The sequence below is a fragment of the Streptomyces sp. NPDC043176 genome (genome assembly GCF_056436715.1).
Genome location: NZ_JBWKCA010000023.1, coordinates 1 through 25,901, shown reverse-complemented (window position 1 = coordinate 25,901; position 25,901 = coordinate 1). Strand labels below are relative to the sequence as shown.

The following is a 25,901-nucleotide window of genomic DNA, read 5'->3' as shown; positions in this document are numbered from 1 at the left end:
ATCAGGCACGCCTCCTGACCGTCCGTCGGGCGATGGTGCGGGTGTCGAGGCCGGACAGGCCGCGCACCGCCACGTACGCCTTCTCCCGGCCCGGCAGCGAGACGCGGCCGCGCAGCACGGCCTCGGGGTCGCGCTCGATCCGGTCGAGGAGGCGCCGGTAGATGCCGGCCATGGCCGCGACGCAGGCGCCGCTGCGCCGGTCGAGCATGGGGAGCAGCCGGTAGCCCTCAGCGAACAGGGCGCGGGCGCGCCGCACTTCGAAGTGGACGAGCCCGGCGAAGTCGGAGCCGGTGGGCATCGTCTCGCCGCCGAAGCCGTCCCCGCAGCCGAACTTGGCGAGGTCGTCGGACGGCAGGTAGGTGCGTCCGTTGCCGGCGTCCTCGCGGACGTCCCTGAGGATGTTGGTGAGTTGGAGCGCGAGGCCGAGGGTGTCGGCGTACTCGGGGGCCCGGTCGGCGCCCGTGGCGCCGGGCTGGGTGCCGAAGACGCCGAGGGAGATCCGCCCGATCGCGCCCGCGACGCACCGGCAGTAGACCTTGAGGTCGTCCCAGGTCTCGTAGGTCGCGCCGCGCACGTCCATCAGGACGCCGTCGATGAGTTCGTCGAGGCCGCCGAGCGGGATGGGGAAGCGCCGGGCCGAGTCGGCGAGCGCGACGGCGACCGGGTCGGTGTCGTCGTCGTCGACCTCTCCCGCGCGCACCCGGTCGAGCAGGACCCGGGTGGCCTCGAGCCGTTCCCGTTTGGCCTCGGGCGCGAGGGTGCCGTCGCCGATGTCGTCGACCCGCCGGGAGAAGGCGTACAGGGCGGACATCGCCTGGCGCTTATCGGCCGGCAGCAGCCGGATCCCGTAGGCGAAGTTACGGGCCTGCTGCCCGGTGACCGCCTCGCAGTAGCTGTAGGCGGCCTGTACCGGTGCGGACGGCTGGGGCTGTGCCTCCACGGTCGCGCTCACCCCTCTTTCCGCGCCCGGAGCAGAACCGCTCCCGCCTGGCGCATCAGGCTCGGCTTGGTGGCCTTCGGTGGGCCGCTGAGTACGTCGAATCCGGCGTCGGTGACCGCGTCGAGCGCCGCGAGTCCGCCGGCGGTGAATCCGGCGAGCAGGAGGCGGAGCCGGCCGTCGACGCTGCCGATGAGCGGGGTGCCGGCGTGGAGCAGTTCGCGGGCCCGCTCGGCCTCGAAGGCGATCAGGGCGCGGACGGAGGCTCCCGCGGTCGGCCGCGCGAGGTCGCTCTCGCTGACGTGGAAGCGCTCGAGGTCCTCGGCGGGGAGGTAGATCCGGTCGCGGCGGAGGTCCTCGGCGACGTCCTGGAGGTGTTCGACGATCTGGAGGGCGGTGCAGATCTCGTCGGAGCGCCGGATCCGCTCCGGCGTCCCGGTGCCGGTGATGCCGAGGACGAGCCGGCCGACGGTGTTCGCGGAGAGCTCGCAGTACGCGAGGAGGTCGTCGTACGTCTCGTAGCGGCGGACCAGCTGGTCCTGGCGGTTGGCCGCGATCAGGCCGAGGAAGGGCTCGGGGGCGAGCCCGCACCGCCGTACGGTCGGCTGGAGCGCGCGCAGCAGCGGGTGGCGGGGCGTCGCGTCGAAGACGCGGTGGAGATCGGCCTCGAAGGCGTCGAGGAGGGCGAGCCGGTCCTCGGCCCGCTGGGGGTCCACGCCGAGGTGCCGGGCGTCGGCGCCGCCGGGGGCGAGGTCGCCGTCGCCGATGTCGTCGACCAGGCGGGCGAAGCCGTAGACGGCCATGAGGTCGTCGCGCCAGGCGCGGGGCAGGAAGAAGGGGGCCACGGGGAAGTTCTCGTCCGCGGCCTTGCCGAGTGTGGCGCGCGAGGAGGCGTCGGGGCGCGCCTGCCGGGTGTCCGTCACAGGTCACTGCCCGACGGAGGGACGGCGACACCCTCGTGGAGCTGGAGATTCTGCGTCATGGCCGTCACGTCTCCCGTTCTACACTGCGGAGCCAATCCATCCTATTTCGGACACGCCGCCGACCCCTTCCCGTAGAGCCGCCGCCCGGAGGCCCGATGGCGGTGGGGAATGGCCCTACTTGCCGCGAATCAGACCGGTCCAGCTTACGTTGTACGACGACCATCGCCATTCCGGGGTGGCCGACGCCCGGCGGCTCACCCGTACGGGCCGTCAACCCTGCCGATTCGAAAGGGAGTTGACCGTCAGGGGACGCGGGCGCCGGTGACGACCATGGCGAGGGTGGTCTCGACGACGGCGTTCCTGCGCTGGGCGGGGAGGCGGCGAAGCGGGCCGTCGAGCAGCAGAAGTGACAGTCCGTGAACGGCCGACCACGCGGCGGCGCCGGCGGACGGCCGGACGTCCCGGCGGGGGGCGGTGCCCGCCCTGGCGAGCGCGTCGAGGGCCTCCCCGAACAGGGTGAACGCCCGGATCTCCGGCTCGGCGGCCCGGCACTCGGGCACCGGCTCGTCGGGACCCGCCGGGCGGACGACGCAGAACGCGGCCCGGTACAGACCCGGCTGCGCCACGGCGAAGCCGACGTACCCCCGGCAGAGCGCGGCCAGCCGCCGTTCGGCCGCGAGGGCCGGGTCGTCGGCGCCGGGCTCGCGCGCGGCCGCCCGCTCCATGGAGTCGGCGAGGGCCCGCTGGGCGTGGATCTTGACGGTCCGGAGCAGTTCGCCCCGTCCGTCGAAGTGCCGGTAGGCGGCGGTGGGCGAGACGCCGACCCGGCGGGCCGCCTCGCGCAGGACGACCCGTTCGGGGCCACCCTCGGTGGCGAGGTCGACGGCCGCGCAGATCAGCGCGTTGCGCAGATCGCCGTGGTGATAGGTCTTGCCCCCCGAGATCGCTGCCATGGGCTCATCCTGCCCGATGTTGACCGCATGAACATTCCGGGGCGGGGCGCGACGCGCGGAAAACGGAAGAGCCCCTACCGGATGTATCCGGCAGGGGCTCGGCGCGGGACTCAGCGCGCGGTCTCCCGCTCGTACGCCTTGAGGACCTCGTCCGTGGGGCCGTCCATCAGGAGCTGACCCTTCTCCAGCCAGAGCACCCGGTCGCAGGTGTCCCGGATGGACTTGTTGCTGTGGCTCACCAGGAAGACCGTGCCGGCCTCCTTGCGGAGCTCGCGGATGCGCTCCTCGGAGCGGATCTGGAACTTGCGGTCACCGGTCGCCAGGGCCTCGTCGATGAGGAGGACGTCGTGGTTCTTGGCGGCCGCGATGGCGAAGCGGAGCCGGGCGCCCATGCCGGAGGAGTACGTGCGCATGGGCAGGCTGATGAAGTCGCCCTTCTCGTTGATGCCGGAGAAGTCGACGATCCCCTGGTAGCGGTCGCGCACCTCCTCGCGGCTCATGCCCATGGCGAGGCCGCCCAGGATCACGTTGCGCTCGCCGGTGAGGTCGTTCATCAGGGCCGCGTTGACGCCCAGGAGCGAGGGCTGGCCGTCGGTGAAGACCTTGCCGCTCTCGGTGGGGAGCAGGCCGGCGATGGCGCGCAGCAGCGTGGACTTGCCGGAGCCGTTGGAGCCGATGAGGCCGATGGCCTCGCCGCGGTAGGCCGTGAAGCTGACGCCGCGGACCGCGTGGACCTTGCGGACGCCCCGGCTGACCTCGGCCTTGCCCTTGCCGACGATCCGGCTGAGCGCCGCGGTGGCGCTGCCCTTGCCGCCGCCGCCGGCGTTGACCCGGTAGACGATGTGGACGTCGTCGCAGATGACGGTGGGAACGTGGGAGTCGTTGCGGTCAGCCACGGCCGTACCTCTCCTCGGCCTTCCAGAAGTAGACGAAGCCGCCGATGCCGAAGACCAGGGCCCAGCCGAGGGCGGTCATCCAGACGTGCGACGGCAGGTTCTCGGCGCCGTAGCCCTCGATCAGGGAGTAGCGGATGAGGTCCATGTAGACGGCCGCCGGGTTGTACATGAGGACGTCGGCGATCCACGCGGGCTTGTCGGCCAGCATCGCGGGGATCGAGAACATGACGCCCGACGCGTACATCCAGGTGCGCATGACGAACGGCATCAGCTGGGCGAGGTCGGGCGTCTTGGCGCCCATCCTCGCCATGATCATGGCCAGGCCGATGTTGAACACGAACTGCAGGAACAGCGCGGGGACCAGCAGCACCCAGCGGAGCGAGGGGTAGCTGCCGAAGGAGATCGCGACCGCCACCAGCACGATCATCGAGAACAGCAGCTGCTGGAGCTGCTGGAGCGAGAAGGAGATGGGCAGCGTGGCGCGCGGGAAGTGCAGGGCCCGGACGAGGCCCAGGTTGCCGGAGATCGCCCGGACGCCCGCCATCACGGAGTTCTGGGTGAAGGTGAACACGAAGATGCCGGTGACCAGGAACGGGATGTAGACGTCCTTGGACAGCCCCTTGCCGGCGCCGAGGATCAGCCCGAAGATCAGGTAGTAGACCAGGGCGTTCAGGAGCGGGGTCGCCACCTGCCACACCTGGCCCAGCTTCGCCTGGCTGTACTGGGCGGTCAGCTTGGCCGAGGAGAACGCCACGATGAAGTGGCGCCGGCTCCACAGGTCCCGGACGTACTCGAGGAGCCCGGGTCGGGCACCGCTGACCGACAGGCCGTACTTCGCGGCCAGCGCGGCCGAGGACAGGCCCTCGTCGACGGACGGAGGCGCGCTCGTCGCGACCGCCCCGCCCTGGTGTGTGTCACTCACAGTCGAAACTTTCGTGTGCAAGATGCGCGGCACGTCGGGTACCACGATGTCAGACGACCGGGGGGCGACCCAGCCGGGTCAGCCGCCACACCGTACGCCACCTCATGGGGCGGCGCGGTCCGCAGGGGGCCGCCCAGCCTTCGCGGAATCCACCGAACCATGCCTTCAGCGCGGGGAGCGAGGGCCGCCGGGCCAGGGTGAGCAGCAGCCAGACGCCGAGATAGACCGGCACCAGGGGCGCGGGCAGATTGCGACGTGCCAGCCACACTCGGTTGCGAGCCACGTTGAAGTGGTACGAGGCGTGACGGGAGGGGGCGGTGGTGGGGTGCAACAGCACCATGTCGGAACGGTAGTCGATCATCCAGTCGGCGTCGAGCGCCCGCCAGGCGAGGTCCGTCTCCTCGTGCGCGTAGAAGAACTCGTCGGGCAGACCGCCGACTTCCGCGAAGACCTTCGTCCGGACCGCGTTGGCGCCGCCGAGGAAGGTGGTCACCCGCGAGGAGCGCATGGGGTCGGAGGCGCGCAGTCGCGGCACGTGCCGGCGCTGGGTCTCGCCGGTCTCCGGGTCCGCGATGCGGAAGCTGATGATGCCGAGGCGGGGGTCCGCGGTGAAGGCCTGCCGGACCAGTTCGGCGGTGTCCGGGTGGGCGAGCAGTCCGTCGTCGTCGAGGAAGAGCAGGACGTCGACGTCGGTGCCGCCGGGGCCGAAGGCCTCGATGCCCACGTTCCGGCCGGCGGGGATGCCGACGTTCTCGGGCAGGTCGACGGTGCGGACCCAGTCGGGCACCCCGGTGACCGGGGCGCCCTGGCCGACGACGACGACCTCGACCGGGTCGCCCTCCTGCTTGGCGACCGAGTCGATCAGCGCGCGCAGGTCGTCGGGGCGGTTGCCCATCGTGATGACGACGGCACCCACCTTGAGCGGCGTACTCACGGCCGGCCTCACTTCAGCCTGCTGGAGACCATGATCGACACCAGGTGCAGCACGGTCTGGAGGAGGGCGATGCCGGCGAGGACGGCGACGCCGACCCGGGAGAAGAAGAGGTCGCCGCGGATCTGGTCGGCGATCGCCAGGACGACGATCAGCAGCGAGGCCTCGATGCCGAGGACGAGCCGGTGGAACTTCAGCGCCGCGGCGGCCCTGCGGGCCAGCGCCATGCCGGAGGAGCGCGGCTCGGACGCCGCCTCCTTCACCGGCGGCAGGCCGCCCTGGTGGCGGGCCACGCCGACGAGGTCGGTCTCGGCCTTGATCAGGATGGCGCCGAGGGCGGCGAGGGTCCCGAGGAACGCCCACAGCCAGTCCGCGCCGCCCGAGCCCCACAGGTCGGCGGCGCGCAGGCCGAAGCCGACGAGCACGGCCGCGTCGCACAGGTAGGCGCCGACCCGGTCCAGGTAGACACCGGCCAGCGAGTACTGCTTCTTCCAGCGGGCCACCTCGCCGTCGACGCAGTCGAGCAGCAGGTAGAGCTGGACCATGAGCGCGCCCAGCAGCGCCCCGGGGATCCCGGGCACCAGCAGGGCCGGGGCCGCGAGGACGCCCGCGAGGGTCATCACGTACGTGAGCTGGTTCGGCGTGACCTTGGTGCCGACGAGCTGACGGGTGATCCTGAGCGAGATCTCCCGCATGTACAGGCGCCCGCCCCAGTGCTCGCCGCTCCGCCGGTCCTTCACGCCCGGGGGGTGGACGACCGGTCGGAGCTCAGCTACCGATGGCTTTTGCATAGTCGGCGTACGCGTCCCTGATCTCGTCGTCGGACAGGTCGAGGTGTTCGAGGATGGTGAAGCGGCCCGGCCGGGTCTGCGGGGCGAAGGACACCGCCTGGACGAACTCGTCCACGGTGAAGCCCATCTCCTCCGGCCGGACGGGCAGTCCGTGCCGGCGCAGGGTGTCGACCATCAGCGCGGAGCCGCCGCGGTCGCCGCGCAGGTGCATGGCGAAGGCCGCGCCGAGGCCGCACTGCTCGCCGTGGCTGGCGGCGCGGGCCGGGAAGAGCAGGTCGAAGGCGTGGCTGATCTCGTGGCAGGCGCCCGAGGAGGGACGGCTGTCACCGCTGATCGACATGGCGATGCCGGACATCACCAGGCCCTCGGAGAGGGTGACGAGGAAGTCGTCGTCGCCGACGCCGCCGGGGTGGCGGAGCACGGCCTCGCCGGCGCTGCGGGCCATGGCGGCCGCGAGACCGTCGACCTTCTCGCCGGTCTCGCGGTGCGAGAGCTCCCAGTCCGCGATGGCGGACAGGTTGGAGATCGCGTCGCCGATGCCGGAGCGGACGTACCGCACGGGGGCGTCCCGGATCACGTCGAGGTCGATGACCAGCGCGATCGGGGTGGGCACCCCGTAGGAGCCGCGTCCGTTGTCGTTGTCCAGCGTGGAGATCGGCGAGCAGATCCCGTCGTGCGACAGGTTGGTGGCGATGGCCACCAACGGCAGCCCGACCCGGGCCGCCGCGTACTTGGTCACGTCGATGATCTTGCCGCCGCCGAGGGCGACGACCGCGTCGTACCGCTGGCCGCGCATGGCGTCGGCGAGCTTGACGGCCTCGTCGATCGTGCCGCCCGAGACCGGGTACCAGTCGGCACCCGGCAGCTCGGGGGCGAAGTGGTCACGCAGCTTGAGGCCGGAGCCGCCGCTGATGGCGACGGCGATCTTGCCGTTGCTGGAGATCCGCTGGTCCGCGAGGAGCGCGGACAGGTCGTCCAGCGCTCCCCTGCGGATGTCGACGACGACCGGCGAGGGGATCAGCCGGGTCAGTACTGGCACGCGATCTCACGGCCCTTCGCGAGGTCGTCGTGGTTGTCGATCTCGACCCACTTGACGTCGCCGATGGGAGCCACGTCGACGGTGAAGCCGCGGTTGACCAGCTCCTGGTAGCCGTCCTCGTAGTACAGGTCGGGGTCGCGCTCGAAGGTGGCCTTGAGGGCGTCGGCGAGCTCCTCGGCGGCCTCGGCCTCGATCAGCGTGACGCCGATGTACTCGCCGGTGGCGGTCGCGGGGTCCATCAGCTTGGTGATGCGCTGGACGCCCTTGCCCTCGGCGGTGATGACCTTCATCTCCTCGTCGGCGAGGTTCTTCACCGTGTCGAGGGCGAGGATGATCTTCTGGCCGTTGCCGCGGGCCGCCAGCAGGGTCTTCTCGACCGAGACCGGGTGGACGGTGTCGCCGTTGGCGAGGATCACACCGCGCTTGAGCTCCTCACGCGCGCACCACAGGGAGTAGGCGTTGTTCCACTCCTCGGCCTTGTCGTTGTCGACGAGGGTGATCTTGAGGCCGTACTTCGCCTCCAGCGCGTCCTTGCGGTCGTAGACGGCCTCCTTGCGGTAGCCGACGACGATGGCGACCTCGGTGAGGCCGATCTCGGCGAAGTTCTTCAGCGTGAGGTCGAGGATCGTGGTCTCGCCGTCCACGGGCACGAGGGCCTTCGGGAGGGTGTCGGTGTAGGGGCGCAGACGCCGTCCGGCACCGGCTGCGAGTACGAGGCCGATCATGCTGTTTCTCCTTCGTCGTGAACGGCGGGTGCTCCGGAGGAGACCCAGAAGCGGATGGACTCCACGAGCACCACGAGCGCGACGGCGACCGCGAGGGCGGTCAGTGCCAGGGTGAAGTCGTCACCGCGGTCCGCCAGGAAGGCGGCGAGGACGGCCACCAGGAGCGTGCGCCCCTCGTGTCCGCCGGTGACGCGCACCAGCCACGCGGGCGGCGCGCCGGTGCCGCCGCGGATGCGGTACACCGTGTCGTAGTGATGGTAGGCGACCGCCGCGACCAGCCCGAACGCCGCCGGGAGCGCCTGGGCGGCGTCGGAGCGCGCGGCGAGGACCAGGACCGTGCCGTACTCGGCGGCGCGGAAGAGCGGGGGGAGGAGCCAGTCCAGGGGGCCCTTGAGGGGCTGGGAGACGGCGAGTCCGGACAGCAGCGCGTAGGCGACGGCGCCGCTCACCGCGACCCACGGGTCACCCTGGACGAGGGCCGAGCCCAGCACGGCGACCGCGCCGAGGGCCGCGAGCAGCGGCGTGCTCGCGTAGCGGCGGGCGTCGCGGGTGCGGAGCCGCGCGAGGGTCTCGGCGATCGGCCCCGAGTCCGCGAGGTCCGCCAGCGCCTGGGCGGCGCGGTCGGTCCGCTTCGCCTTGCGGGTCAGGGAGCGAAGGACGCGGCCGGCCGTGGTGTAGCAGGCGCCGAAGGAGCCGCCGATGATCAGCGCCCAGAAGACGACCCGGGGGTCGGTGAAGGCGATGAGGACGGCGATCATCGCCCAGCGCTCGCCGATCGGCAGGATGATCATGCGGCGGGCCCAGACGGTCCAGCCGACGCTGTCGAGCCGGCCGGAGAGGGCCGCCGTGGGGCTGGTGTTCGCCGTGGCGTCGTGGTTGGCCTCGTTGAACGAGAAGTCGACGACGTGCCGGCAGGTCATGAGGACCATCGCGCCGAGCGCGAGCCCCCAGACGTCGTCGCCGTTGCGGGCCGCGCCGAGGGCCAGGCCCGCGTAGAAGGCGTACTCCTTGGCGCGGTCGAAGGTGGCGTCGAGCCAGGCGCCCAGCGTCGAGTACTTCAGCGCGTACCGGGCGAGCTGCCCGTCGGCGCAGTCCAGGACGAAGGAGACGAGGAGGAGGACGCCGGAGGCGACGTAGCCGGCGCGCTCGCCGGTCGCCGCGCAGCCGGCCGCGACCAGGGCGGTCAGCAGCGAGGCGGTGGTGACCTGGTTGGGGGTGAGGCCGCGCCGCGCGCACCAGCGGGCGATGTAGCGCGAGTACGTGCTGATGAAGAAGGTGGTGAAGAAGCCGTCGTGCGCCTTGACGGCGGTGCGGAGGCGGACGGCCTCGTCGTCGACGGCGTCGACGGCGGCGCGCGCCCGGTGGCGGGCCTCGGCGTCGGTGGGCACGGTGGCGACGAGGGTGCCGAGCGCGGGCCGGTGCACGGCGACGCCGCCGGCGTCGAGGGCCGCGGCGAGCGTGTCGGTGAGGTCGTCGGTGAGGGTGCCGGTGCCGGGGGCCGCGGGCGTCTTCGCGACCTCGGTCAGCGCGCGGGCGAGCGCCGGGCGGGCCGTGCTCTGCGCGGTGAGCGCGCCGGACACGGCCGCGGCCGGGAACCGGGGGTCGGTGAGGGCGAGGCGCAGCGCGTGCACGTGTCCGACGAAGCGGGGGTCGACGAGCGCGACGCGCTCACCCGCCGGGACGGCGGCCAGCAGGGCTCCGGTCTCCTCGGGGCCCGAGGCGATCCGGACGTCGAAGCCGAGCGACCGCAGATCTCCGTCGAGCGAGGATCCGGGTGCCGGCGGGCCGGTGAGGATGGCGGTCGACAGACGAACTCACTCCTTGGAGCTGACGGAGGGCCGGCGGGGCTCATGGTGGCCCCGGGCACGGCGGTGCCGCCCTGTACCGGGCGGCGACACGTCGGCTGAGGCTATCGGATGAACCGGATCCCGAGTTCACCGAGGCTTCGCGGTCAGGACTCCCCCGGGCCCACCCGTGTCCGTACGGCTGCGCCCGTCCTGCGGTGATCATCATGGGCGATCGGTGGCCCACCTCACAAACCACGGTCGGGCGACGCCCCCGCGACCGTCGGGCGGCCCTTGGGGGCCCGGCCGGGCGGGATCGCATATCCGCAGGTCAGAGCATATGACAACGGTGTTCAGTACCGTGTTGCGCATACCCCCCACCCGTAGTTCACTTGCCAGTCGGGACCATCGGGCGCACAACGGACGACACGACCGGGAGGCCATGTCATGGGGGCTGGACACGACCACGGACACAGTCACGGGGGCCGGCCTCCGACGGGCACCGCGGGTGCCGCGCACAGGAACCGGTTGCGGATCGCACTCGGCATCACGCTCTCCGTGATGGTGATCGAGATCATCGGTGGCGTGGCCGCCGACTCCCTCGCGCTGATCGCCGACGCGGCGCACATGGCCACGGACGCGGTCGGCCTCGCGATGGCGCTGCTCGCGATCCACTTCGCCAACCGGCCGCCGTCCGGCAACCGCACCTTCGGGTTCGCCCGGGCGGAGATCCTCGCCGCGCTCGCCAACTGCCTGCTGCTGCTCGTCGTCGGCGGCTACGTGCTGTTCGAGGCGATCCAGCGGTTCCTGGAGCCGGCCGAGACCAAGGGCGGCCTGACCATCGTGTTCGCGGTGATCGGCCTGGTGGCCAACATGATCTCGCTGTCGCTGCTCGTGCGGGGCCAGAAGGAGAGCCTCAACGTGCGCGGGGCGTATCTGGAGGTGCTCGCGGACGCCCTGGGGTCGGTCACTGTGATCGTCGCGGCCGGGATCATCCTGGCCACGGGCTGGCAGTACGCCGACCCGATCGCCTCGATCGTGATCGGCCTGATGATCGTCCCGCGCACGCTCAAGCTGCTGCGCGAGACCCTCGACGTGCTCCTGGAGGCGGCCCCCAAGGGCGTCGACATGGCGGAGGTGCGCGCGCACATCCTGGCCCTCCCGGGGGTGGAGGGCGTGCACGACCTGCACGCGTGGACGATCACCTCGGGGATGCCGGTGCTCTCCGCGCACGTGGTCGTCGACCAGGCCGCGCTCGACTCCGTCGGGCACGAGAAGATGCTGCACTCCCTCCAGGGGTGCCTGGGGTCGCACTTCGACGTAGAGCACTGCACGTTCCAGCTGGAGCCGGTGGGACACGCGGAGCACGAGGCGAAGCTCTGCCTGTGAGGGCCCGGCGAAGACGCCCCCTGGGAGATCCGCCGCCTGTTAGTCTTTTCGTACGAACACGTGTGGAGAGGAGCTGAGGTTGATGACCGTCGCGATGGAGGCCGCCCAGTGCGGCAGCGCCCGGTCCAGCTTCAGCTTCCGGGTCTCCGGCTGACCTGATCCCGGTCCACACCGGTCCGTCACGTCGTCGGCCGGGACCCTTTCACCGAGGGATTCCCACGTTGTCCGACAACGCCCTGCACGACTCCTTCTTCGCCCTGCACCACGGCCTGCCGCGGCAGGGTCCCGGCTCCGACGCCACCACGCGTCGGCTCCTCGCGCTCGCCGGGCGGCTCCCGGAGCGCCCGCGCGTCCTCGACCTGGGCTGCGGCCCCGGCCGTTCCGCGCTGCTCCTGGCCGCCGAGGCGGGCGCCGAGGTGACCGCCGTCGACACCCACGAGCCGTTCCTCGCCGAGCTGCGCGCGAGCGCCGCCGCGCGCGGGCTCGACGGCTCGGTCCACACCCTCCGCGCCGACATGCGCGCCCTCCCGTTCCCGGACGGTTCCTTCGACCTGGTCTGGGCCGAGAGCTCGGTCTTCGTCCTCGGCTTCGACCGGGCGCTCGCCGAGTGGCGCAGGCTGCTCGCGCCCGGCGGCACGCTGGTCCTGACCGAGTGCGTCTGGACCACCGACGAGCCGGGCCCGGCGGCCCGCGCCTTCTGGGAGGAGCACTACCGGCTCCGTACCGTCACCGGAAACGCGGCGGCGGCCGTCGGGGCCGGGTACCACGTCCTGGGGACCGTCCCGCAGCCCGAGAGCGACTGGGACGAGTACTACGGTCCGCTCGCCGCCCACGCCGACGTGGCGGACACCACCGTCCCCGGCATGGCCGAGGCGGTGGCGGGGGCGCGTGCCGAGATCGCGCTCCGGCACGAGCACGGTGCCGACTACGGCTACGCGGGCTTCGTCCTGCGGCCGGCCGACCCGCGCTGGACCACCCGCGCGGAGACCCCCGGGGACGCCGCCGCCATCCGCCGGGTCGTGGCGACGGCCTTCGGTTCGGAGGCCGCGCCCTCCGCGACCGAGGCCGATCTGGTCGAGGCGCTCCGGCTCGACGCCGACGCCTGGCTGCCCGGTCTGTCGTACGTGGCCGAGGCCCCCGACGGCTCGGTCGCGGCGCACGCGCTGATCACCCGCTGCCGGGTGGGCGGTGCCCCGGCGGCGGCGCTCGCGCCGGTGTCGGTGGCGCCGGCGTACCAGCGGACGGGGGCCGGCCAGGCCGTCGTCCGGGTGGTGCTCGACGCGGCGCGGCTGCGGGGCGAGCCGCTCGTACTCGTCCTGGGCCATCCGGAGTACTACCCGCGGTTCGGCTTCGTACGGGCGTCCGAGTACGGAATCAAGCCAGGTTTCGAGGCTCCGGACGAGGCGATGATGGCGCTCGTCCTGGACGACTCCGTGCCCGTTCCGGCGGGAGTCCTCGTCTATCCGGCGGCTTTCGGGGTCTGACCTCCTCCCGGGTCCCCTCGCTCCCGCCGCACCGGTCCTCCTCCGGTGCGGCGGGAGCGGCCACGTCGGGCCGACGAAGTACGGACAAGCCGGTTTTGTACGGCAGACTGTGGTAGCCCCACCGGGCCGAGGACCGAAGCGAAGGATGGGTATGCCGACCACACCAGCCACCGCGGCTCAGATCTTGCCGGAGATCGCGTCGAACGGTGTCCAGCCGTCCGGAGCCGCGGCGCCGATCATGCTCGAACTGGTCGACGAGGAGGGGAGGACCATCGGCACGGCGGAGAAGCTCGCCGCCCATCAGGCGCCGGGTCAGCTCCACCGCGCCTTCTCCGTCTTCCTCTTCGACGAGTCGGGGCGGCTGCTGCTCCAGCGCCGGGCGCTCGGCAAGTACCACTCCCCCGGCGTCTGGTCGAACACGTGCTGCGGCCACCCCTACCCGGGCGAGGCGCCCTTCGCGGCGGCGGCCCGGCGGACCTTCGAGGAGCTCGGCGTCTCGCCCACCCTGCTCGCGGAGGCCGGCACGGTCCGCTACAACCATCCGGACCCGGCCTCGGGCCTGGTGGAGCAGGAGTTCAACCACCTCTTCGTCGGTCTCGTGCAGGCCGAGCCGCGGCCGGACCCGGAGGAGATCGAGGACACCGCCTTCGTCACCGCCGACGAGCTGGCCGAGCGGCACGCCGCCGCGCCGTTCTCCGCCTGGTTCATGACGGTGCTCGACGCGGCGCGTCCGGCCGTCAGGGAGCTGACGGGTCCGTCCGGGGGCTGGTGACCGCCGGATGCGGCACGCCTCCTGGCCCCGGCGCCGTCGGGGCCAGGGGCAGCGCCGCCCAGATGATCTTCCCGCCGGTCGCCGTGTGCTCCACGTCGCAGGCGCCGCCCGCCTCCTGGGCGATCTCCCGGACCAGGAGGAGCCCGCGGCCTCCCGTCTGACCCCAGTCCGCTTCCAGCGCCTTGGGGCGGTAGGGGTGGTTGTCCTCGACCGACACCCGGATCCACTCGGGGCCGATCGCCACCTCCACCGCTATCTCCGGCGACAGCAGCGCCGCGTGCCGCACGGCGTTGGTGACCAGCTCGGAGACGATCAGCAGCAGGCCGTCCATGATCTCCTCGTGGAGGGGGACGGCCTGGCGGACCAGCAGGTCGCGTACGGCGTGCCGGGCCTGCGGGACGGAGACGTCGACCGCGGCCGCGGTGAAGCGCCAGACTCCTTCGTAGGACGGTTGCCGGGTGGGGACGCCTCCGTGGGTGTCCACGGTCCCGTTCCCACCCTCGTGCTCGATTCTCGCCACGGATCGAGTCTTGGCAATCCCCACGGGCGGACCGGCCTACTGACCAGAAGTCGACACTTATCGGCCACCTTCTGATCGGCTGGGTGTGCCGACGTCAGTTGTTCGACTGATCCTGCCCGGTTTCTGATGACTCCGGAGGGGTGCCGTTCTCCGGTGCCGGCGGGGTCACCATACCGACGATGCGCCGCCCCCCGACGCCGATGGCGATCAGGCCCAGGCCGTCGAACAGCAGCGCGAGCGAGAAGAAGACCCCGAGGACGTACCTGCTGCTGTCGGGCCAGTCGAACAGGACGAGCAGACCGAGCAGCAGCCCGAACGCGCCCTGGAGCAGGGTCCAGCCGAACTGCGGCCCCCGCACCACCACACTGCCGACCAGCCGGAACAGCCCGCCGGTCAGGAAGAGCAGGGCGGCGAACATGGTCAGCGCCTCCGCCGATCCGTGCGGGTGGCGGATCACCACGACGCCGGCCGCGATGTTCAGCGCGGCCACCACCACGGCCAGCCAGAAGTAGCTGGTGCCTCGCGACTGGATGGCCTGCAGGAGTCCCACCACACCGCCGATCAGCAGCAGCCACCCGAAGAGCAGCATCGAGGTCAGGGTCGCGAGACCCGTGTAGACCAGACCGACGAGACCGCCGATCACCAGCAGGATGCCGAGCGCGGCCAGCCAGCCGAAGCTGCGGCTGAGCTTCTTCCCCTCACGCGCCATGTCCCGGACGGAATCCTGTGCGGCGGTCTCGCGGGCGTCCTCGGTCATGCGGTGCCTCCTCGCGGCGACCCCTTCCTGATCGTACGTTCGGGTCCGGCGGATAGCATCCGGCTCATGGAGCCGCAGCTGAAGGACAGCGTCACGGACGGGGTCGCCACCGTCGTCATCGCCAACCCCGCCAAGCGCAACGCGATGAGCGCGGGCATGTGGCGGGACCTGCCCGGCGTCCTGGAGCGGCTCGCCGCCGATCCGGCCGTCCGGGTGCTCGTCCTCACCGGCGAGGGCGACACCTTCTGCGCGGGAGCCGACATCTCGACGCTGCGGGAGTCCGGAGAGGAGCAACAGACGCTCTCGGTACGGGCCGAGGAGGCGCTCGCGGCCTTCCCCAAGCCGACCCTGGCCGCCGTCCGGGGCTTCTGCGTCGGGGGCGGCAGCCAGCTCGCCGCCGCCTGCGACCTGCGGTTCGCCGAGGAGGGCAGCCGGTTCGGCGTCACCCCCGCGAAGCTCGGCCTCGTCTACCGGTCTTCGTCGACCCGCAGGCTCGCCGCCCTCGTGGGCCCGTCGACCGCCAAGTACCTGCTGTTCTCCGGCGAACTGATCGACGCCGACCGGGCGCTGCGGACCGGGCTCGTCGACGAGCTGCACCCGGTGGGCGCGCTCGACAAGCGGGTGGCCGAGTTCGCCCGGATCCTCGCCTCCCGCTCGCTGCTGACCCAGGCGGCTGCCAAGGAGTTCATCGACGGGCGCCCCGACAGGGACGACCACTGGCTGGAGCAGGCGCGCGGCAGCGGCGACCCCGCGGAGGGTGTCGCCGCCTTCCTGGAGCGCCGCGCGCCCCGGTTCACGTACGGGCTCTGAGACCGCCCGCGTCTGCCGGAGCCTCCGGGAGGGGTCGGCTCTCCTTGACGAGGTCCCTGGTGTCGGTGCCGCGCCAGTGCGCCACGATCGCGGCCGGGGCCTTCTCCGGGGAGCCCGCGTCGTAGGGCGGCTGCGGGTCGTACTCGGTGAGCAGCTGGACGGTCTGGGCGACCTCGTCGCCGGCGACGCGGCCGAGCAGGTGCAGCGCCATGTCGATGCCGGAGGAGACGCCGGCGGCCGTGACGTACTTGCCGTCGAAGACGACCCGCTCGCCGGTCGGCTCGACCCCCTGGGCCCGCAGTTCGTCGAAGGCGAGCCAGTGGGTGGTCGCCCGGCGGTCCTTGAGCAGGCCCGCGGCGGCGAGGATCAGCGAGCCGGTGCAGACCGAGGTGGTCCAGGTGCTGGTGGCGTCGGCCGTGCGGAGCCAGTCGAGGATCTCCGGATCGTTCATGGCCGCCCGCGAGTCGGGCCCGCCGGGGACGAGCACGATGTCCGGGCGCGGGACCTCGGCGAGGGTCCTGTCGGCGACGAGCGCCAGGCTGCCCTGGTCGTTGCGGACCGGCCCGGCCTCCTTGGCCACGAAGACGCTCTCGGCGCCGGGGAGACGGGCGAGGAGCTCGTACGGCCCGACGGCGTCCAGGGTGGTGAAGCGCTCGTAGAGCAGGATGGCGATCTGCATGTCGATTCCTTGATCGGTTGGCGGGACGGTCGGTGACGGGACGGTCGGTGACGGGTCCGGGCGGGGACGGGTCCGGGCGGCCACGGGTCCACGGGCGAGGGGTCGCCCCAGGAAGGGATCGCTTCCGGACGGCGCTCGATCGACCACGGGAGAGCCCGCCGGCGGCAGGGGCCGGCGGCGGCGTGGCAGGACGGTCAGGTGAGGAGCGCGTGGAAGCGGCGGCGGTACTCCACGGGGGCGGTGCCGAGGGCCTTGAGGAAGGCGCGCCGCATGGCCTCCGGGGTGCCGTAGCCGGAGGTGCGGGCGACCTCCTCGACGCCGCGCGAGGTCTCCTCCAGAAGGCGGCGGGCGTGTTCGAGCCGGACCCGGTCGACGTAGCGGCCGGGCGGGGTGCCGGTCTCCGCGTGGAAGGCGCGGGCGAAGTGGCGGGGCGAGAGCCGGGCGCGGGCGGCGAGCGCCTCGACGGAGAGGTCCGCTTCGGGGTGCTCGGTGATCCACTGCTGGAGGTCGCGCAGCGGCTCGCGCCGGGCGGTCTGGGCGGACAGCTGGACGCTGAACTGCGCCTGGTTGCCGGGGCGGCGCAGGAAGACGACCAGGTGGCGGGCGACGGTGAGGGCCACGTCCCGGCCGAGGTCCTCCTCGACGAGGGCGAGGGCCAGGTCGATGCCCGCGGTGACGCCGGCGGAGGTGGCGACGCGTCCGTCGCGTACGAAGATGGGGTCCGGGTCGACGTCGACGCCGGGGTAGTGGCGGGCGAGGTGGTCGCAGGCCACCCAGTGGGTCGTGGCCCGGTGCCCGTCGAGGAGCCCGGCCTCGGCGAGGAGCAGCGCGCCGGTGCAGACGGAGACCAGGCGTTCGGCGCGCGGGGCGTGCTCGCGCAGCCAGTCGACCAGGGCGGGCTCGGGAGCCCGGGTGCCCTCGCCGCCGGGGACGACGAGGGTGTGCGGCGGGCCGCCGGCGAGCGCCTCGTCGAGGGTGGTGTCGGGGAGCAGCCGCAGTCCGCTGTGCGTCCGGACCGGGCCGCCGTCCAGGGAGGCGGTCGTGATCGGGTAGGCGGCCGGGTCGCCGGCGGCGCGGCCGGCACCGGCGAACACCTCGACGGGGCCGGTGACGTCGAGGCTCTGTACGCCGTCGAAGAGGACGACGAGGACGGGTCGCTGCGTCATGCCTCCATCCTTCGCGCCCGCCGGTACGTCCGCAACGACGGGGAACCCACCTTTCCTGCCATCGCCTCCGGCGCGCGCGTGGCGGTTCCCGTCGTACCGCCCCGTCGAGCCTCCGGCGTGCGAGGACACGCCTGTTCCTGTCGTACCGCCCCGTCGAGCCTCCGGCGTGCGAGGACACGCCTGTTCCCGTCGTACCGCCCCGTCGAGCCTCCGGCGAGTGAGGGCACGCCTGTTCCTGTCGTACCGACCAGTCGGTAACCTACGGGCCCATGACGACGACTGCTCTGCCGCCCCGCGCGGGACGCCGCTGCCACAACGCCCTCAACCCGCTGCACTCCACGCTCTACTTCTCGCCCGACCTGGACCGCGAGTTCACCGCCCTCGGCCTCACCGACCGGAACGCGATGCGGCTCGCCTCGCGCAGCGCCGCCCTCGGCGCGGTGGGCGCGGGCGCGGTCGCCGCGACCTTCTACAACTACAACCACGAGCTGCTGGCCCGGCACCTGCCCGCCGTCTGGGACACCGCCTCCCCCGCCGAGGTCCTGGACGCGCGGCTGCGGGCCGCCGACGCCACCCTGCGCCGGCTGCTCGGCGACGACGCCGTCGCCGCCCCCGAGATGACCGAGGCGGCCGAGCTCGCGCTGCGCGCCGCCGAAGCCTGCACACGGCACGCCCGCCCGCTCTACTCCGCCCACGCCGACCTCCCGGTGCCCGAGGAGCCCCACCTCGCCTACTGGCACGCCGCCACCCTGCTGCGCGAGCACCGGGGCGACGGCCACCTCACGGCGCTGCTCTCCGCCGGGCTCGACCCCGTCGAGGCCCTCGTCTCGCACACCGCCACCGGCAAGGGCATGGCCCCGCGCTGGGTCCTCGGCTCCCGCGGCTGGCGCCGCGCCGACTGGGACGCGGCGGTGGGACGACTGCGCGCACGCGGACTGCTCGACGCCGACGGCGAGCTGACGGAGGCGGGCACCGCACTCCGCGCCGACCTGGAGGAGCACACCGACCGGCTGGACTCCGCCCCGTACGAGCACCTCGGCGCGGCCGGCGTCGAGCGCCTGACCGAACTGGGGCGCGGGTTCCTCTTCGCCGCGGCCGCCGCGGGCGCCTTCCCGGCGGACCTCGGCGGCAAGGACCCGGCCGGAAAGTAGCGCCGCCCGCCGGAGGGCCGGGCGGGACTTTCCGGACGGTCCCCCGGTGGAGCCGGGGGCCGGCGAACCGCCGGGACGGGCCGGTTGCCGCGTCCGGGTGACCGACCCGGCACAATGCACTCGCAAGCTTGAGGCACGAGAAGGCGAGTCGGGACACCGTGACGACGTCCATCGAAGCAAGGATCGCCGAGGAGCTCGGCGTACGCGAGCGACAGGTGAGGGCAGCCGTCGAGCTCCTCGACGGCGGTTCGACCGTGCCGTTCATCGCGCGCTACCGCAAGGAAGCGACCGAGATGCTCGACGACGCGCAGCTGCGCACCCTCGAGGAGCGGCTGCGCTACCTGCGCGAGCTGGAGGACCGCCGGACGGCGATCCTCGACTCGGTACGCGAACAGGGCAAGCTGACGCCGGAGCTGGAGGCCGGCATCCGGGCCGCCGACACCAAGGCCCGCCTGGAGGACATCTACCTGCCCTTCAAGCCGAAGCGCCGGACGAAGGCCCAGATCGCCCGCGAGGCCGGTCTCGCGCCGCTGGCCGAGGGGCTGCTCGCCGACCCGTCCGTCGAGCCGGCGGTCGCCGCCGCGGCCTTCGTGGACGGGGACAAGGGCGTCGCGGACGCCGCCGCCGCCCTGGAGGGCGCGCGGGCGATCCTCGCCGAGAAGTTCTCCGAGGACGCCGACCTCATCGGCGAGCTGCGCGAGCGCATGTGGGGCCGGGGCCGGCTCGTCGCGAAGGTGCGGGACGGGCAGGAGGAGGCCGGAGCGAAGTTCGCCGACTACTTCGACTTCGCCGAGCCGTTCACGGCGCTGCCCTCGCACCGCGTGCTCGCCATGCTGCGGGGCGAGAAGGAGGACGTGCTCAGCCTGGACCTGGAGCCGGAGGAGCCGTCGGAGCTGCCCGGCCCGTCCTCGTACGAGGGCATCGTCGCCCGTCGCTTCGGCGTCGCCGACCGCGGGCGCCCCGGCGACAAGTGGCTCCAGGACACGGTCCGCTGGGCCTGGCGGACCCGCATCCTCGTCCACCTCGGGATCGACCTGCGGCTGCGGCTGCGCACGGCGGCCGAGGACGAGGCGGTCCGGGTCTTCGCGGCGAACCTGCGCGACCTGCTGCTCGCGGCGCCGGCCGGCACCCGGGCGACGCTGGGCCTCGACCCCGGCTTCCGCACCGGCGTGAAGGTCGCCGTCGTCGACGCGACCGGCAAGGTCGTCGCCACCGACACGATCTACCCGCACGTCCCCGCCAACAAGTGGGACCAGGCGCTGGAGAGGCTGGCGCGGCTGGCGAAGGAGCACGCGGTCGAGCTCGTCGCGATCGGCAACGGCACCGCCTCCCGCGAGACCGACAAGCTCGCCGGCGAACTCCTGGCCAAGCACCCCGAGTTGAAGCTGACGAAGGTGATGGTCTCGGAGGCGGGCGCCTCGGTCTACTCGGCCTCCGCCTTCGCCTCTCAGGAACTCCCGGACCTCGACGTGTCGTTGCGCGGCGCCGTCTCCATCGCCCGGCGGCTCCAGGACCCGCTCGCGGAGCTGGTGAAGATCGATCCGAAGTCCATCGGCGTCGGCCAGTACCAGCACGACCTGGCCGAGGTGAAGCTCTCGCGCTCCCTCGACGCCGTGGTCGAGGACTGTGTGAACGGCGTCGGCGTCGACGTCAACACCGCCTCCGCGCCGCTGCTTTCGCGGGTCTCCGGCATCAGCGGCGGCCTCGCCGAGAACATCGTGGCGCACCGGGACGCCAACGGCCCGTTCCGCTCCCGCAAGGCGCTCAAGGACGTGGCCCGGCTCGGCCCGAAGGCGTACGAGCAGTGCGCGGGCTTCCTCCGCATCCGGGATGGTGACGACCCGCTCGACGCGTCGTCGGTGCACCCGGAGGCGTACCCGGTGGTGCGCCGGATGGTGAAGGCGACGGGCGGCGAGGTCGCGGCGCTGATCGGCGACACGGGCCGGCTGCGCACGCTGCGCGCGGACGACTTCGTCGACGGGACCTTCGGTCTGCCGACCGTGACGGACATCCTGCGCGAGCTGGAGAAGCCGGGCCGCGACCCGCGTCCGGCGTTCAGGACGGCCACCTTCAAGGACGGCGTCGAGAAGATCGGCGACCTCGCGTCCGGGATGGTCCTCGAGGGCGTCGTCACGAACGTGGCGGCCTTTGGCGCGTTCGTCGACGTCGGCGTCCACCAGGACGGCCTGGTGCACGTGTCGGCGATGTCGAAGACCTTCGTCAAGGACCCCCGCGACGTCGTGAAGCCCGGCGACGTCGTCAAGGTGAAGGTCCTCGACGTCGACATCCCCCGCAAGCGCATCTCGCTGACCCTGCGCCTCGACGACGAGCCCGGCGCGGACGCGGCCGGCGGCGCGCCCCGGCGCGAGCGGGGCGAGCGCCCTCCGCAGCAGCGCCAGAGCGGCAGCCGTAGCGGCGGCGGTGGCGGTGGCGGTGGCCGCAGGAACGAGCGGAGTGGCCGGGACGAGCGCGGCGGCCGGGACCGCGACCGGTCGCCGGCACCCGCCCCCGGCAACAGCGCCATGGCGGACGCCCTGCGCAAGGCCGGCCTGCTCGGCGAGGGCGGCGGCAAGCGCCGCTAGGGCCTGTCCGGCGGCTCCCGCCGTGTCCGGAGAACGGCCGAGGCCGCGCCCCGCCGGGGGCGCGGCCTCGGCCGTGCGGGAGGGTCCGCGGGAGGGCGGGTCAGGGCAGGAAGCGCATGGCCCATTCGGCGCGGTGGGCGACGGTCAGGTCGTCGTCCCGGGTGAGCGGCTGGAGCAGCCCGCGGGCCGCCTTCGGATCGGCCTGTACGAGCTCGACGATCTCGGCCGCCAGGCCGTCCTGGTCGTCGCCGAGGTCGACGGCCGAGGCGCGGACCAGGGCCGGCAGGGCCTCCGGGCCGCCGATGGCGGCGAGGACGCCGCCGAGGAGCTCACGGGCGTAGGCGTTGCGTTCCGTGAGGGCGCGGTCCAGTTCCGACTGGAGGCGCGGCAGGAGAGCGGCGTCGCCCGAGGCGGCGATCTCGTCGGCGAGGTCGATGGTCTCGTCGACGTCCGCGTCGAGGTCGTCCAGCATCTCGGTCAGCCGGGTCAGTAGGTCGGTCATGCTGCTGCCTCCTGGAAAGCGCCGTCCACCAGGACGGGAACGGTCGTCGAGCTGTCGGTCTCGGCGGCCACGGCCACGTCCTGCGGATAGCCGTACTCGTACAGTTCACGGCCCGAGTCGCAGCCGTGCAAGGCGGCGACCGGGTCCTTCGTCGCCGACCACAGCGTGGCCGCCGCCGTCGCCTCCGGGCTCAGGGAGCCCCTGCCCACGAGGGCGGAGAGCACCGCTCCCGCGCCCAGCAGGTCCTCGAGCGCCGGGCGGAGCGAGCCGTCGGGCCACCGCTCGCCGGCGGCGACGACCGCGAGCGGGCGTCGCGCCGTCCCGTACCCGCGATCGAGGAGCCAGCGGGCGACCGCGGTGTGGTTGCGCAGGGAGGCGGCGACGACGGTCGCGGTGCCGGCCTCGGCCGCGATCGTGGAGCCGTTCGGGGACGGCAGGACCAGACGGGCGGGTGCGGGGGCGGCGCGCAGGGCCGCCGGGGAGAGCGTCCACGGGTGCTCCGGGGTCGCCTCGCGGCGGCCGACGGCGAGGATCGCCCCGGCGCGGGACGCGTAGGCGACGGCCGTGGCGTCCCGCCACCGGTAGGGGTGGACGGCCGTGCCGGCCTCGACGGCGACGCCCACGGCGGTGGTGAACGAGAGCACGTCGACCACGACCACACAGGCGGCCGCCGGAGCGAGGGCCCGCGCCTCGACGGGCCCCCAGCCGAAGGAGACCGTCATCGCGGGCCCCGCCCGCGGCGAACGGTCATCAGAGCTCGGTCACCTTGCCGCCGGCGACCTCGACGCGCCGGGTGGTGCGGACCGCGTCGAGCATGCGCCGGTCGTGGGTGACCAGGAGCAGGGTGCCGGTGTACGAGTCGAGCGCGGACTCCAGCTGCTCGATGGCCTGCAGGTCGAGGTGGTTGGTCGGCTCGTCGAGGACGAGCAGGTTCACGCCCCGGCCCTGGAGCAGGGCGAGCGCGGCGCGGGTCCGCTCGCCCGGGGAGAGCGTCGTCGCGGGCCGCAGCACGTGCTCGGCCTTGAGGCCGAACTTGGCGAGCAGCGTCCGGACGTCGGCGGGCTCGGTGTCGGGCACCGCCGCGCAGAACGCCTCCAGGAGGCTCTCGGTGCCGTGGAACAGCTTGCGGGCCTGGTCGACCTCGCCGACGACGACGCCGGAGCCGAGGACCGCGTCGCCGGAGTCCAGCGGGAGGCGGCCGAGCAGGGCGGCGAGCAGGGTCGACTTGCCGGCTCCGTTGGCGCCGGTGACGGCCACGCGGTCGGCCCAGTCGATCTGGAGGGTGACGGGACCGAAGGAGAAGTCGCCGCGGCGCACCTCGGCCTCGCGCAGGGTCGCCACGACCGAGCCGGAGCGCGGCGCCGAGGCGATCTCCATGCGGAGCTCCCACTCCTTGCGGGGCTCCTCGACGACGTCGAGGCGTTCGATCATGCGCTGGGTCTGCCGGGCCTTCGCCGCCTGCTTCTCGCTGGCCTCGCTGCGCGCGTTGCGGCCGAGCTTGTCGCCGTCGGTGGCCTTGCGGCGGGCGTTCTTGACGCCCTGGGTCATCCAGGAGCGCTGCATGTGGCCGCGCGCCTCCAGGGCGGCCCTCTTCCCCGCGTACTCGTCGTAGTCCTCGCGCGCGTGGCGCCGGGCGGTGTCCCGCTCGTCGAGGTAGGCGTCGTAACCGCCGCCGTACAGGGTGATCTGCTGCTGGGCCAGGTCGAGTTCGAGGACCTTGGTGGCGGTGCGGGTGAGGAACTCGCGGTCGTGGCTGATGACGACCGTGCCGGCGCGCAGCCCCTTCACGAACGCCTCCAGGCGCTCCAGGCCGTCGAGGTCGAGGTCGTTGGTGGGCTCGTCGAGCAGGAAGACGTCGTAGCGGGAGAGGAGCAGCGAGGCGAGGCCCGCGCGGGCCGCCTGGCCGCCGGAGAGCGAGGTCATCGGCTGGTCGAGGCCGACGGTGAGGCCGAGGGAGTCCGCGACCTCCTCGGCACGCTCGTCGAGGTCGGCGCCGCCGAGGTTCAGCCAGCGCTCCAGCGTGACGGAGTACGCGTCGTCGGCGCCCGGGGTGCCGTCGACGAGGCCCTGGGTGGCCTCGTCCATGGCCGTCTGGGCGGCGGCCACGCCGGTGCGCCGGGCGAGGAACTCGCGCACGGTCTCGCCGGCGCGCCGCTCGGGCTCCTGCGGGAGGTGTCCGACGGACGCGGTGGGCGGGGAGAGCCGCAGCTCGCCCTCCTCCGGGGTGTCCAGACCTGCCAGCAGCCTGAGCAGCGTCGACTTGCCGGCGCCGTTGACGCCGACGAGGCCGATGACGTCGCCGGGGGCGACGACCAGGTCGAGCCCGGCGAAGAGGGTGCGTTCGCCGTGGCCGGCGGCGAGGTCCTTGGCGACGAGGGTTGCAGTCATCAGGGGACGAATCTTACGGGGGCGCCCACCCGCGCACGCCGCGCGGTCGCGCAGGCCCACCCGAGCCCCCGGTCAGGCGTGCGGGGTGGTCACGCGGCGCGGCGGGTTTCGGGGGAGAGGGCGCTCCGCGGGACGGCCGTGGCTCCGGGGCGCCCGCTCGCGGTGGCGGGGCCGTCGGCCGGCGCGCCGGGCGGCTGCGCGAGCAGGCGGTGGAGGACCGCGCGGTAGACGGGGCCGCGGAAGCGGTACGGGCCGATGCCCGGGTACACGTCCCGTGCCGGGTCGACGGTGGGGCCGGTCTGCCAGGCGAGGTCGCGCCAGACGACGTCGTCGCCGGAGCGCTCGACGACGGCGGTGACGGCTCCGCAGCCGGGATCGTCGCAGTCCGGGCAGGAGTGGATCACCCGGCGGGCGCCGTCGGCGGCGAGGAGGCGCTCGGCGTGCTCGGCGCGGACGGTGGGCGGGAGGTCCGCCGCGAGCGGCGAGACCGCGTCGACGCCGTCGACCTCGTCGAGCCGGTGGAGCAGTGCCCTGCCGTCGACGAGGAAGTCGCGGAGCGGGGCGGACGCGCCGCCCGCGGGGGCGGGGACGAGGTCGAGGGATGCGTACGGGACCGGCATGACTCGAGTGTTCCGGCGTTCCGTGGCCGCCCCGTCCCGGAAATGTCCCGGTCCCGGTACGGTCCGGGCCATGGAGAGCGACGTGATCGTGGTGGGCGGCGGGGTCATCGGTCTGACGACGGCGGTGACGCTGGCGGAGCGCGGGCTGCGGGTGCGGGTCTGGTCGCGGGACGACGTCACGGCGACGACCTCGGCGGTGGCGGGCGCGCTGTGGTGGCCGTACCGGATCGAACCGGCGGCCGAGGCGGGGGCCTGGGCGCTCGACTCGCTGCGGGTGTACGGGGAGCTGGCCGCCGATCCGGAGCGGACGGGGGTGCGGTGGGTGCCGGGGGTCCACGCGGACACGGTCCTGGACGGCCTCGGGTCCTGGGCGAAGGAGGTGCCCGGCCTCCGCCGGCTGGCTCCCGAGGAGGTGCCCGGGCCGTACGGCGCGGGTCTGGCCGCCAGGCTTCCGCTGATCGACATGCCGGTCCATCTGTCCTGGCTGCGGGGCCGGTTCGAGGCGGCCGGCGGGGTCTTCGAGCGGCGCGCGGTCACCGTCTTCGAGGAGGCGGCGGCGCGGGCCCGGGTGGTCGTCGACTGCGCCGGGGCGGCGGCGCGTGAACTCGTCCCGGACGCCGGACTGCGGCCGGTGCGCGGCCAGCTGGTCCTGGTGGAGAACCCCGGTGTCGAGGAGTGGTTCACCGCGGCGGACGCCGGTTCGCACGAGACGACGTACTTCTTCCCGCAGCCCGGGCGTCTGGTGCTCGGCGGGACGGCCGAGGAGGACGACGAGCGGCTCGAACCCGACCCGGCGACGGCGGCCGCGATCGTCGCGCGCTGCGCGCGGGTGCGGCCGGAGATCGCGGAGGCGCGGATCATCGGACACCGGGTCGGTCTGCGGCCCGCCCGCGTGGGCGGCGTGCGCATCGAGGCGGTGTCCCTGCCGGGCGGCGGCCGGCTCGTGCACCACTACGGGCACGGAGGCGCCGGGGTGACCGTGGCCTGGGGCTGCGCGGCACGGGCGGCGGAACTGGCCTGCGGCTGACGGGCCACGCCGGCCACGTCGGAACGGCCGGAACGGCCGCGGGGGGGGGGGGGGGGGGGGGGGCGGGGGGCCCCGCCCCCCGCGGGGGGGGGGGCGCGGCGGGGGGGGGGGGGGGGGGGGGGGGGGGGGGGGGGGGGGGGGGGGGGGCGCGGG

At 73.5% G+C, this 25,901-nt stretch carries 25 protein-coding genes; 7 read left to right on the top strand and 18 right to left on the bottom strand.

Annotated features, from left to right (window positions below; translation table 11 throughout):
• Position 1 precedes the first annotated feature (1 nt).
• From hpnD to AC067A_RS29820, 10 genes are all read right to left on the bottom strand, one after another.
• Complete coding sequence (hpnD, locus tag AC067A_RS29865; RefSeq protein WP_479245686.1) at positions 2 to 952, bottom strand: presqualene diphosphate synthase HpnD; 951 nt, start codon at positions 950 to 952, stop codon at positions 2 to 4.
• The gene (hpnC, locus tag AC067A_RS29860) at positions 949 to 1,860 is read right to left on the bottom strand and encodes a squalene synthase HpnC (RefSeq protein WP_479245684.1); all 912 of its coding nucleotides are present in this window, start codon (positions 1,858 to 1,860) and stop codon (positions 949 to 951) included. The genes hpnD and hpnC overlap by 4 nt, the downstream gene beginning before the upstream one ends.
• Positions 1,861 to 2,162: 302 nt before the next feature.
• Positions 2,163 to 2,813 (bottom strand): TetR/AcrR family transcriptional regulator, encoded by a 651-nt coding sequence (locus AC067A_RS29855; protein ID WP_479245683.1) that lies wholly within the window; start codon positions 2,811 to 2,813, stop codon positions 2,163 to 2,165.
• A gap of 110 nt (positions 2,814 to 2,923) precedes the next feature.
• On the bottom strand, positions 2,924 to 3,709 hold the full coding sequence (locus tag AC067A_RS29850; RefSeq protein ID WP_479245681.1) for an ABC transporter ATP-binding protein: 786 nt from the start codon (positions 3,707 to 3,709) through the stop codon (positions 2,924 to 2,926).
• Complete coding sequence (locus AC067A_RS29845; RefSeq protein WP_362557823.1) at positions 3,702 to 4,631, bottom strand: ABC transporter permease; 930 nt, start codon at positions 4,629 to 4,631, stop codon at positions 3,702 to 3,704. The genes AC067A_RS29850 and AC067A_RS29845 overlap by 8 nt, the downstream gene beginning before the upstream one ends.
• A gap of 49 nt (positions 4,632 to 4,680) precedes the next feature.
• Complete coding sequence (locus AC067A_RS29840) at positions 4,681 to 5,526, bottom strand: glycosyltransferase family 2 protein (RefSeq protein WP_479245925.1); 846 nt, start codon at positions 5,524 to 5,526, stop codon at positions 4,681 to 4,683.
• A gap of 47 nt (positions 5,527 to 5,573) precedes the next feature.
• The gene (locus AC067A_RS29835; protein WP_479245679.1) at positions 5,574 to 6,353 is read right to left on the bottom strand and encodes a CDP-alcohol phosphatidyltransferase family protein; all 780 of its coding nucleotides are present in this window, start codon (positions 6,351 to 6,353) and stop codon (positions 5,574 to 5,576) included.
• On the bottom strand, positions 6,331 to 7,392 hold the full coding sequence (locus AC067A_RS29830; RefSeq protein ID WP_479245677.1) for an iron-containing alcohol dehydrogenase family protein: 1,062 nt from the start codon (positions 7,390 to 7,392) through the stop codon (positions 6,331 to 6,333). The genes AC067A_RS29835 and AC067A_RS29830 overlap by 23 nt, the downstream gene beginning before the upstream one ends.
• On the bottom strand, positions 7,380 to 8,117 hold the full coding sequence (locus AC067A_RS29825) for a phosphocholine cytidylyltransferase family protein (RefSeq protein WP_479245675.1): 738 nt from the start codon (positions 8,115 to 8,117) through the stop codon (positions 7,380 to 7,382). The genes AC067A_RS29830 and AC067A_RS29825 overlap by 13 nt, the downstream gene beginning before the upstream one ends.
• A complete protein-coding gene (locus AC067A_RS29820; RefSeq protein ID WP_479245923.1) occupies positions 8,114 to 9,925 on the bottom strand; it encodes a DUF5941 domain-containing protein in 1,812 nt (603 codons plus the stop codon). The genes AC067A_RS29825 and AC067A_RS29820 overlap by 4 nt, the downstream gene beginning before the upstream one ends.
• Before the next feature lie 423 nt (positions 9,926 to 10,348).
• Here AC067A_RS29820 and AC067A_RS29815 point away from each other — a divergent pair, with 423 nt between their 5' ends.
• The 3 genes from AC067A_RS29815 to idi all read left to right on the top strand — a co-directional run bounded on the left by AC067A_RS29815 (position 10,349) and on the right by idi (position 13,546).
• Complete coding sequence (locus tag AC067A_RS29815; RefSeq protein ID WP_479245673.1) at positions 10,349 to 11,290, top strand: cation diffusion facilitator family transporter; 942 nt, start codon at positions 10,349 to 10,351, stop codon at positions 11,288 to 11,290.
• Positions 11,291 to 11,511: 221 nt separating this feature from the next.
• Positions 11,512 to 12,774: a GNAT family N-acetyltransferase gene (locus tag AC067A_RS29810; RefSeq protein ID WP_479245671.1), complete on the top strand. Its 1,263-nt coding sequence runs from the start codon at positions 11,512 to 11,514 to the stop codon at positions 12,772 to 12,774.
• A gap of 151 nt (positions 12,775 to 12,925) precedes the next feature.
• Positions 12,926 to 13,546: an isopentenyl-diphosphate Delta-isomerase gene (gene idi / locus AC067A_RS29805; RefSeq protein ID WP_479245669.1), complete on the top strand. Its 621-nt coding sequence runs from the start codon at positions 12,926 to 12,928 to the stop codon at positions 13,544 to 13,546.
• Here idi and AC067A_RS29800 read toward each other — a convergent pair.
• Both AC067A_RS29800 and AC067A_RS29795 read right to left on the bottom strand, forming a co-directional pair.
• Positions 13,512 to 14,030, bottom strand: coding sequence for an ATP-binding protein (locus AC067A_RS29800; protein WP_479245668.1), 519 nt, complete (start codon positions 14,028 to 14,030; stop codon positions 13,512 to 13,514). The two genes, idi and AC067A_RS29800, sit on opposite strands and share 35 nt — an antisense overlap.
• Before the next feature lie 130 nt (positions 14,031 to 14,160).
• Positions 14,161 to 14,823 (bottom strand): HdeD family acid-resistance protein, encoded by a 663-nt coding sequence (locus AC067A_RS29795; RefSeq protein WP_479245667.1) that lies wholly within the window; start codon positions 14,821 to 14,823, stop codon positions 14,161 to 14,163.
• A 66-nt stretch (positions 14,824 to 14,889) separates the two neighbouring features.
• On the opposite strand from AC067A_RS29795, the gene AC067A_RS29790 reads away from it, so the two are divergent.
• On the top strand, positions 14,890 to 15,633 hold the full coding sequence (locus AC067A_RS29790) for an enoyl-CoA hydratase/isomerase family protein (RefSeq protein ID WP_479245665.1): 744 nt from the start codon (positions 14,890 to 14,892) through the stop codon (positions 15,631 to 15,633).
• On the opposite strand, the gene AC067A_RS29785 is transcribed toward AC067A_RS29790, so the two are convergent.
• Together AC067A_RS29785 and AC067A_RS29780 are read right to left on the bottom strand one after the other, a co-directional pair.
• Positions 15,617 to 16,312: a DJ-1/PfpI family protein gene (locus tag AC067A_RS29785; protein WP_479245664.1), complete on the bottom strand. Its 696-nt coding sequence runs from the start codon at positions 16,310 to 16,312 to the stop codon at positions 15,617 to 15,619. The genes AC067A_RS29790 and AC067A_RS29785 overlap by 17 nt on opposite strands.
• Positions 16,313 to 16,506: 194 nt before the next feature.
• On the bottom strand, positions 16,507 to 17,478 hold the full coding sequence (locus AC067A_RS29780) for a GlxA family transcriptional regulator (RefSeq protein ID WP_479245662.1): 972 nt from the start codon (positions 17,476 to 17,478) through the stop codon (positions 16,507 to 16,509).
• 269 nt (positions 17,479 to 17,747) lie between these two features.
• Between AC067A_RS29780 and AC067A_RS29775 the strand changes: the two genes are divergently transcribed.
• Together AC067A_RS29775 and AC067A_RS29770 are read left to right on the top strand one after the other, a co-directional pair.
• Entirely contained in the window at positions 17,748 to 18,629 is an 882-nt protein-coding gene (locus AC067A_RS29775; RefSeq protein WP_479245660.1) for an SCO6745 family protein, read from the top strand.
• Positions 18,630 to 18,787: 158 nt separating this feature from the next.
• On the top strand, positions 18,788 to 21,211 hold the full coding sequence (locus AC067A_RS29770; protein WP_479245658.1) for a Tex family protein: 2,424 nt from the start codon (positions 18,788 to 18,790) through the stop codon (positions 21,209 to 21,211).
• A gap of 100 nt (positions 21,212 to 21,311) precedes the next feature.
• Here the strand turns inward: AC067A_RS29770 and AC067A_RS29765 are convergent, their stop codons facing one another.
• The 4 genes from AC067A_RS29765 to AC067A_RS29750 all read right to left on the bottom strand — a co-directional run bounded on the left by AC067A_RS29765 (position 21,312) and on the right by AC067A_RS29750 (position 24,721).
• On the bottom strand, positions 21,312 to 21,713 hold the full coding sequence (locus AC067A_RS29765; protein WP_479245656.1) for a hypothetical protein: 402 nt from the start codon (positions 21,711 to 21,713) through the stop codon (positions 21,312 to 21,314).
• On the bottom strand, positions 21,710 to 22,435 hold the full coding sequence (locus AC067A_RS29760) for a 2-phosphosulfolactate phosphatase (protein WP_479245654.1): 726 nt from the start codon (positions 22,433 to 22,435) through the stop codon (positions 21,710 to 21,712). Before AC067A_RS29760 ends, AC067A_RS29765 begins: the two co-directional genes overlap by 4 nt.
• Before the next feature lie 28 nt (positions 22,436 to 22,463).
• Positions 22,464 to 24,101 (bottom strand): ABC-F family ATP-binding cassette domain-containing protein, encoded by a 1,638-nt coding sequence (locus AC067A_RS29755; RefSeq protein ID WP_479245652.1) that lies wholly within the window; start codon positions 24,099 to 24,101, stop codon positions 22,464 to 22,466.
• Between the two features lie 89 nt (positions 24,102 to 24,190).
• Positions 24,191 to 24,721, bottom strand: coding sequence for a hypothetical protein (locus tag AC067A_RS29750; protein ID WP_479245650.1), 531 nt, complete (start codon positions 24,719 to 24,721; stop codon positions 24,191 to 24,193).
• 70 nt (positions 24,722 to 24,791) lie between these two features.
• On the opposite strand from AC067A_RS29750, the gene AC067A_RS29745 reads away from it, so the two are divergent.
• Positions 24,792 to 25,748 carry an NAD(P)/FAD-dependent oxidoreductase gene (locus AC067A_RS29745; RefSeq protein ID WP_479245648.1) on the top strand — a complete coding sequence of 319 codons (957 nt, stop codon included), beginning with the start codon at positions 24,792 to 24,794 and terminating at the stop codon, positions 25,746 to 25,748.
• The last annotated feature ends 153 nt before the right edge of the window (positions 25,749 to 25,901 follow it).

What these genes read in the sequence shown, in the direction of transcription:
- AC067A_RS29785 (WP_479245664.1), bottom strand. Translation starts at nt 16,312, where the DNA reads ATGCAGATCGCCATCCTGCTCTACGAGCGCTTCACCACCCTGGACGCC.
- AC067A_RS29840 (WP_479245925.1), bottom strand. Translation starts at nt 5,526, where the DNA reads ATGGGCAACCGCCCCGACGACCTGCGCGCGCTGATCGACTCGGTCGCC.
- AC067A_RS29745 (WP_479245648.1), top strand. Translation starts at nt 24,792, where the DNA reads ATGGAGAGCGACGTGATCGTGGTGGGCGGCGGGGTCATCGGTCTGACG.
- AC067A_RS29855 (WP_479245683.1), bottom strand. Translation starts at nt 2,813, where the DNA reads ATGGCAGCGATCTCGGGGGGCAAGACCTATCACCACGGCGATCTGCGC.
- AC067A_RS29755 (WP_479245652.1), bottom strand. Translation starts at nt 24,101, where the DNA reads ATGACTGCAACCCTCGTCGCCAAGGACCTCGCCGCCGGCCACGGCGAA.
- AC067A_RS29780 (WP_479245662.1), bottom strand. Translation starts at nt 17,478, where the DNA reads ATGACGCAGCGACCCGTCCTCGTCGTCCTCTTCGACGGCGTACAGAGC.
- AC067A_RS29835 (WP_479245679.1), bottom strand. Translation starts at nt 6,353, where the DNA reads ATGCAAAAGCCATCGGTAGCTGAGCTCCGACCGGTCGTCCACCCCCCG.
- AC067A_RS29795 (WP_479245667.1), bottom strand. Translation starts at nt 14,823, where the DNA reads ATGACCGAGGACGCCCGCGAGACCGCCGCACAGGATTCCGTCCGGGAC.
- AC067A_RS29825 (WP_479245675.1), bottom strand. Translation starts at nt 8,117, where the DNA reads ATGATCGGCCTCGTACTCGCAGCCGGTGCCGGACGGCGTCTGCGCCCC.
- AC067A_RS29765 (WP_479245656.1), bottom strand. Translation starts at nt 21,713, where the DNA reads ATGACCGACCTACTGACCCGGCTGACCGAGATGCTGGACGACCTCGAC.
- AC067A_RS29815 (WP_479245673.1), top strand. Translation starts at nt 10,349, where the DNA reads ATGGGGGCTGGACACGACCACGGACACAGTCACGGGGGCCGGCCTCCG.
- AC067A_RS29790 (WP_479245665.1), top strand. Translation starts at nt 14,890, where the DNA reads ATGGAGCCGCAGCTGAAGGACAGCGTCACGGACGGGGTCGCCACCGTC.
- idi (WP_479245669.1), top strand. Translation starts at nt 12,926, where the DNA reads ATGCCGACCACACCAGCCACCGCGGCTCAGATCTTGCCGGAGATCGCG.
- AC067A_RS29760 (WP_479245654.1), bottom strand. Translation starts at nt 22,435, where the DNA reads ATGACGGTCTCCTTCGGCTGGGGGCCCGTCGAGGCGCGGGCCCTCGCT.
- AC067A_RS29775 (WP_479245660.1), top strand. Translation starts at nt 17,748, where the DNA reads ATGACGACGACTGCTCTGCCGCCCCGCGCGGGACGCCGCTGCCACAAC.
- AC067A_RS29750 (WP_479245650.1), bottom strand. Translation starts at nt 24,721, where the DNA reads ATGCCGGTCCCGTACGCATCCCTCGACCTCGTCCCCGCCCCCGCGGGC.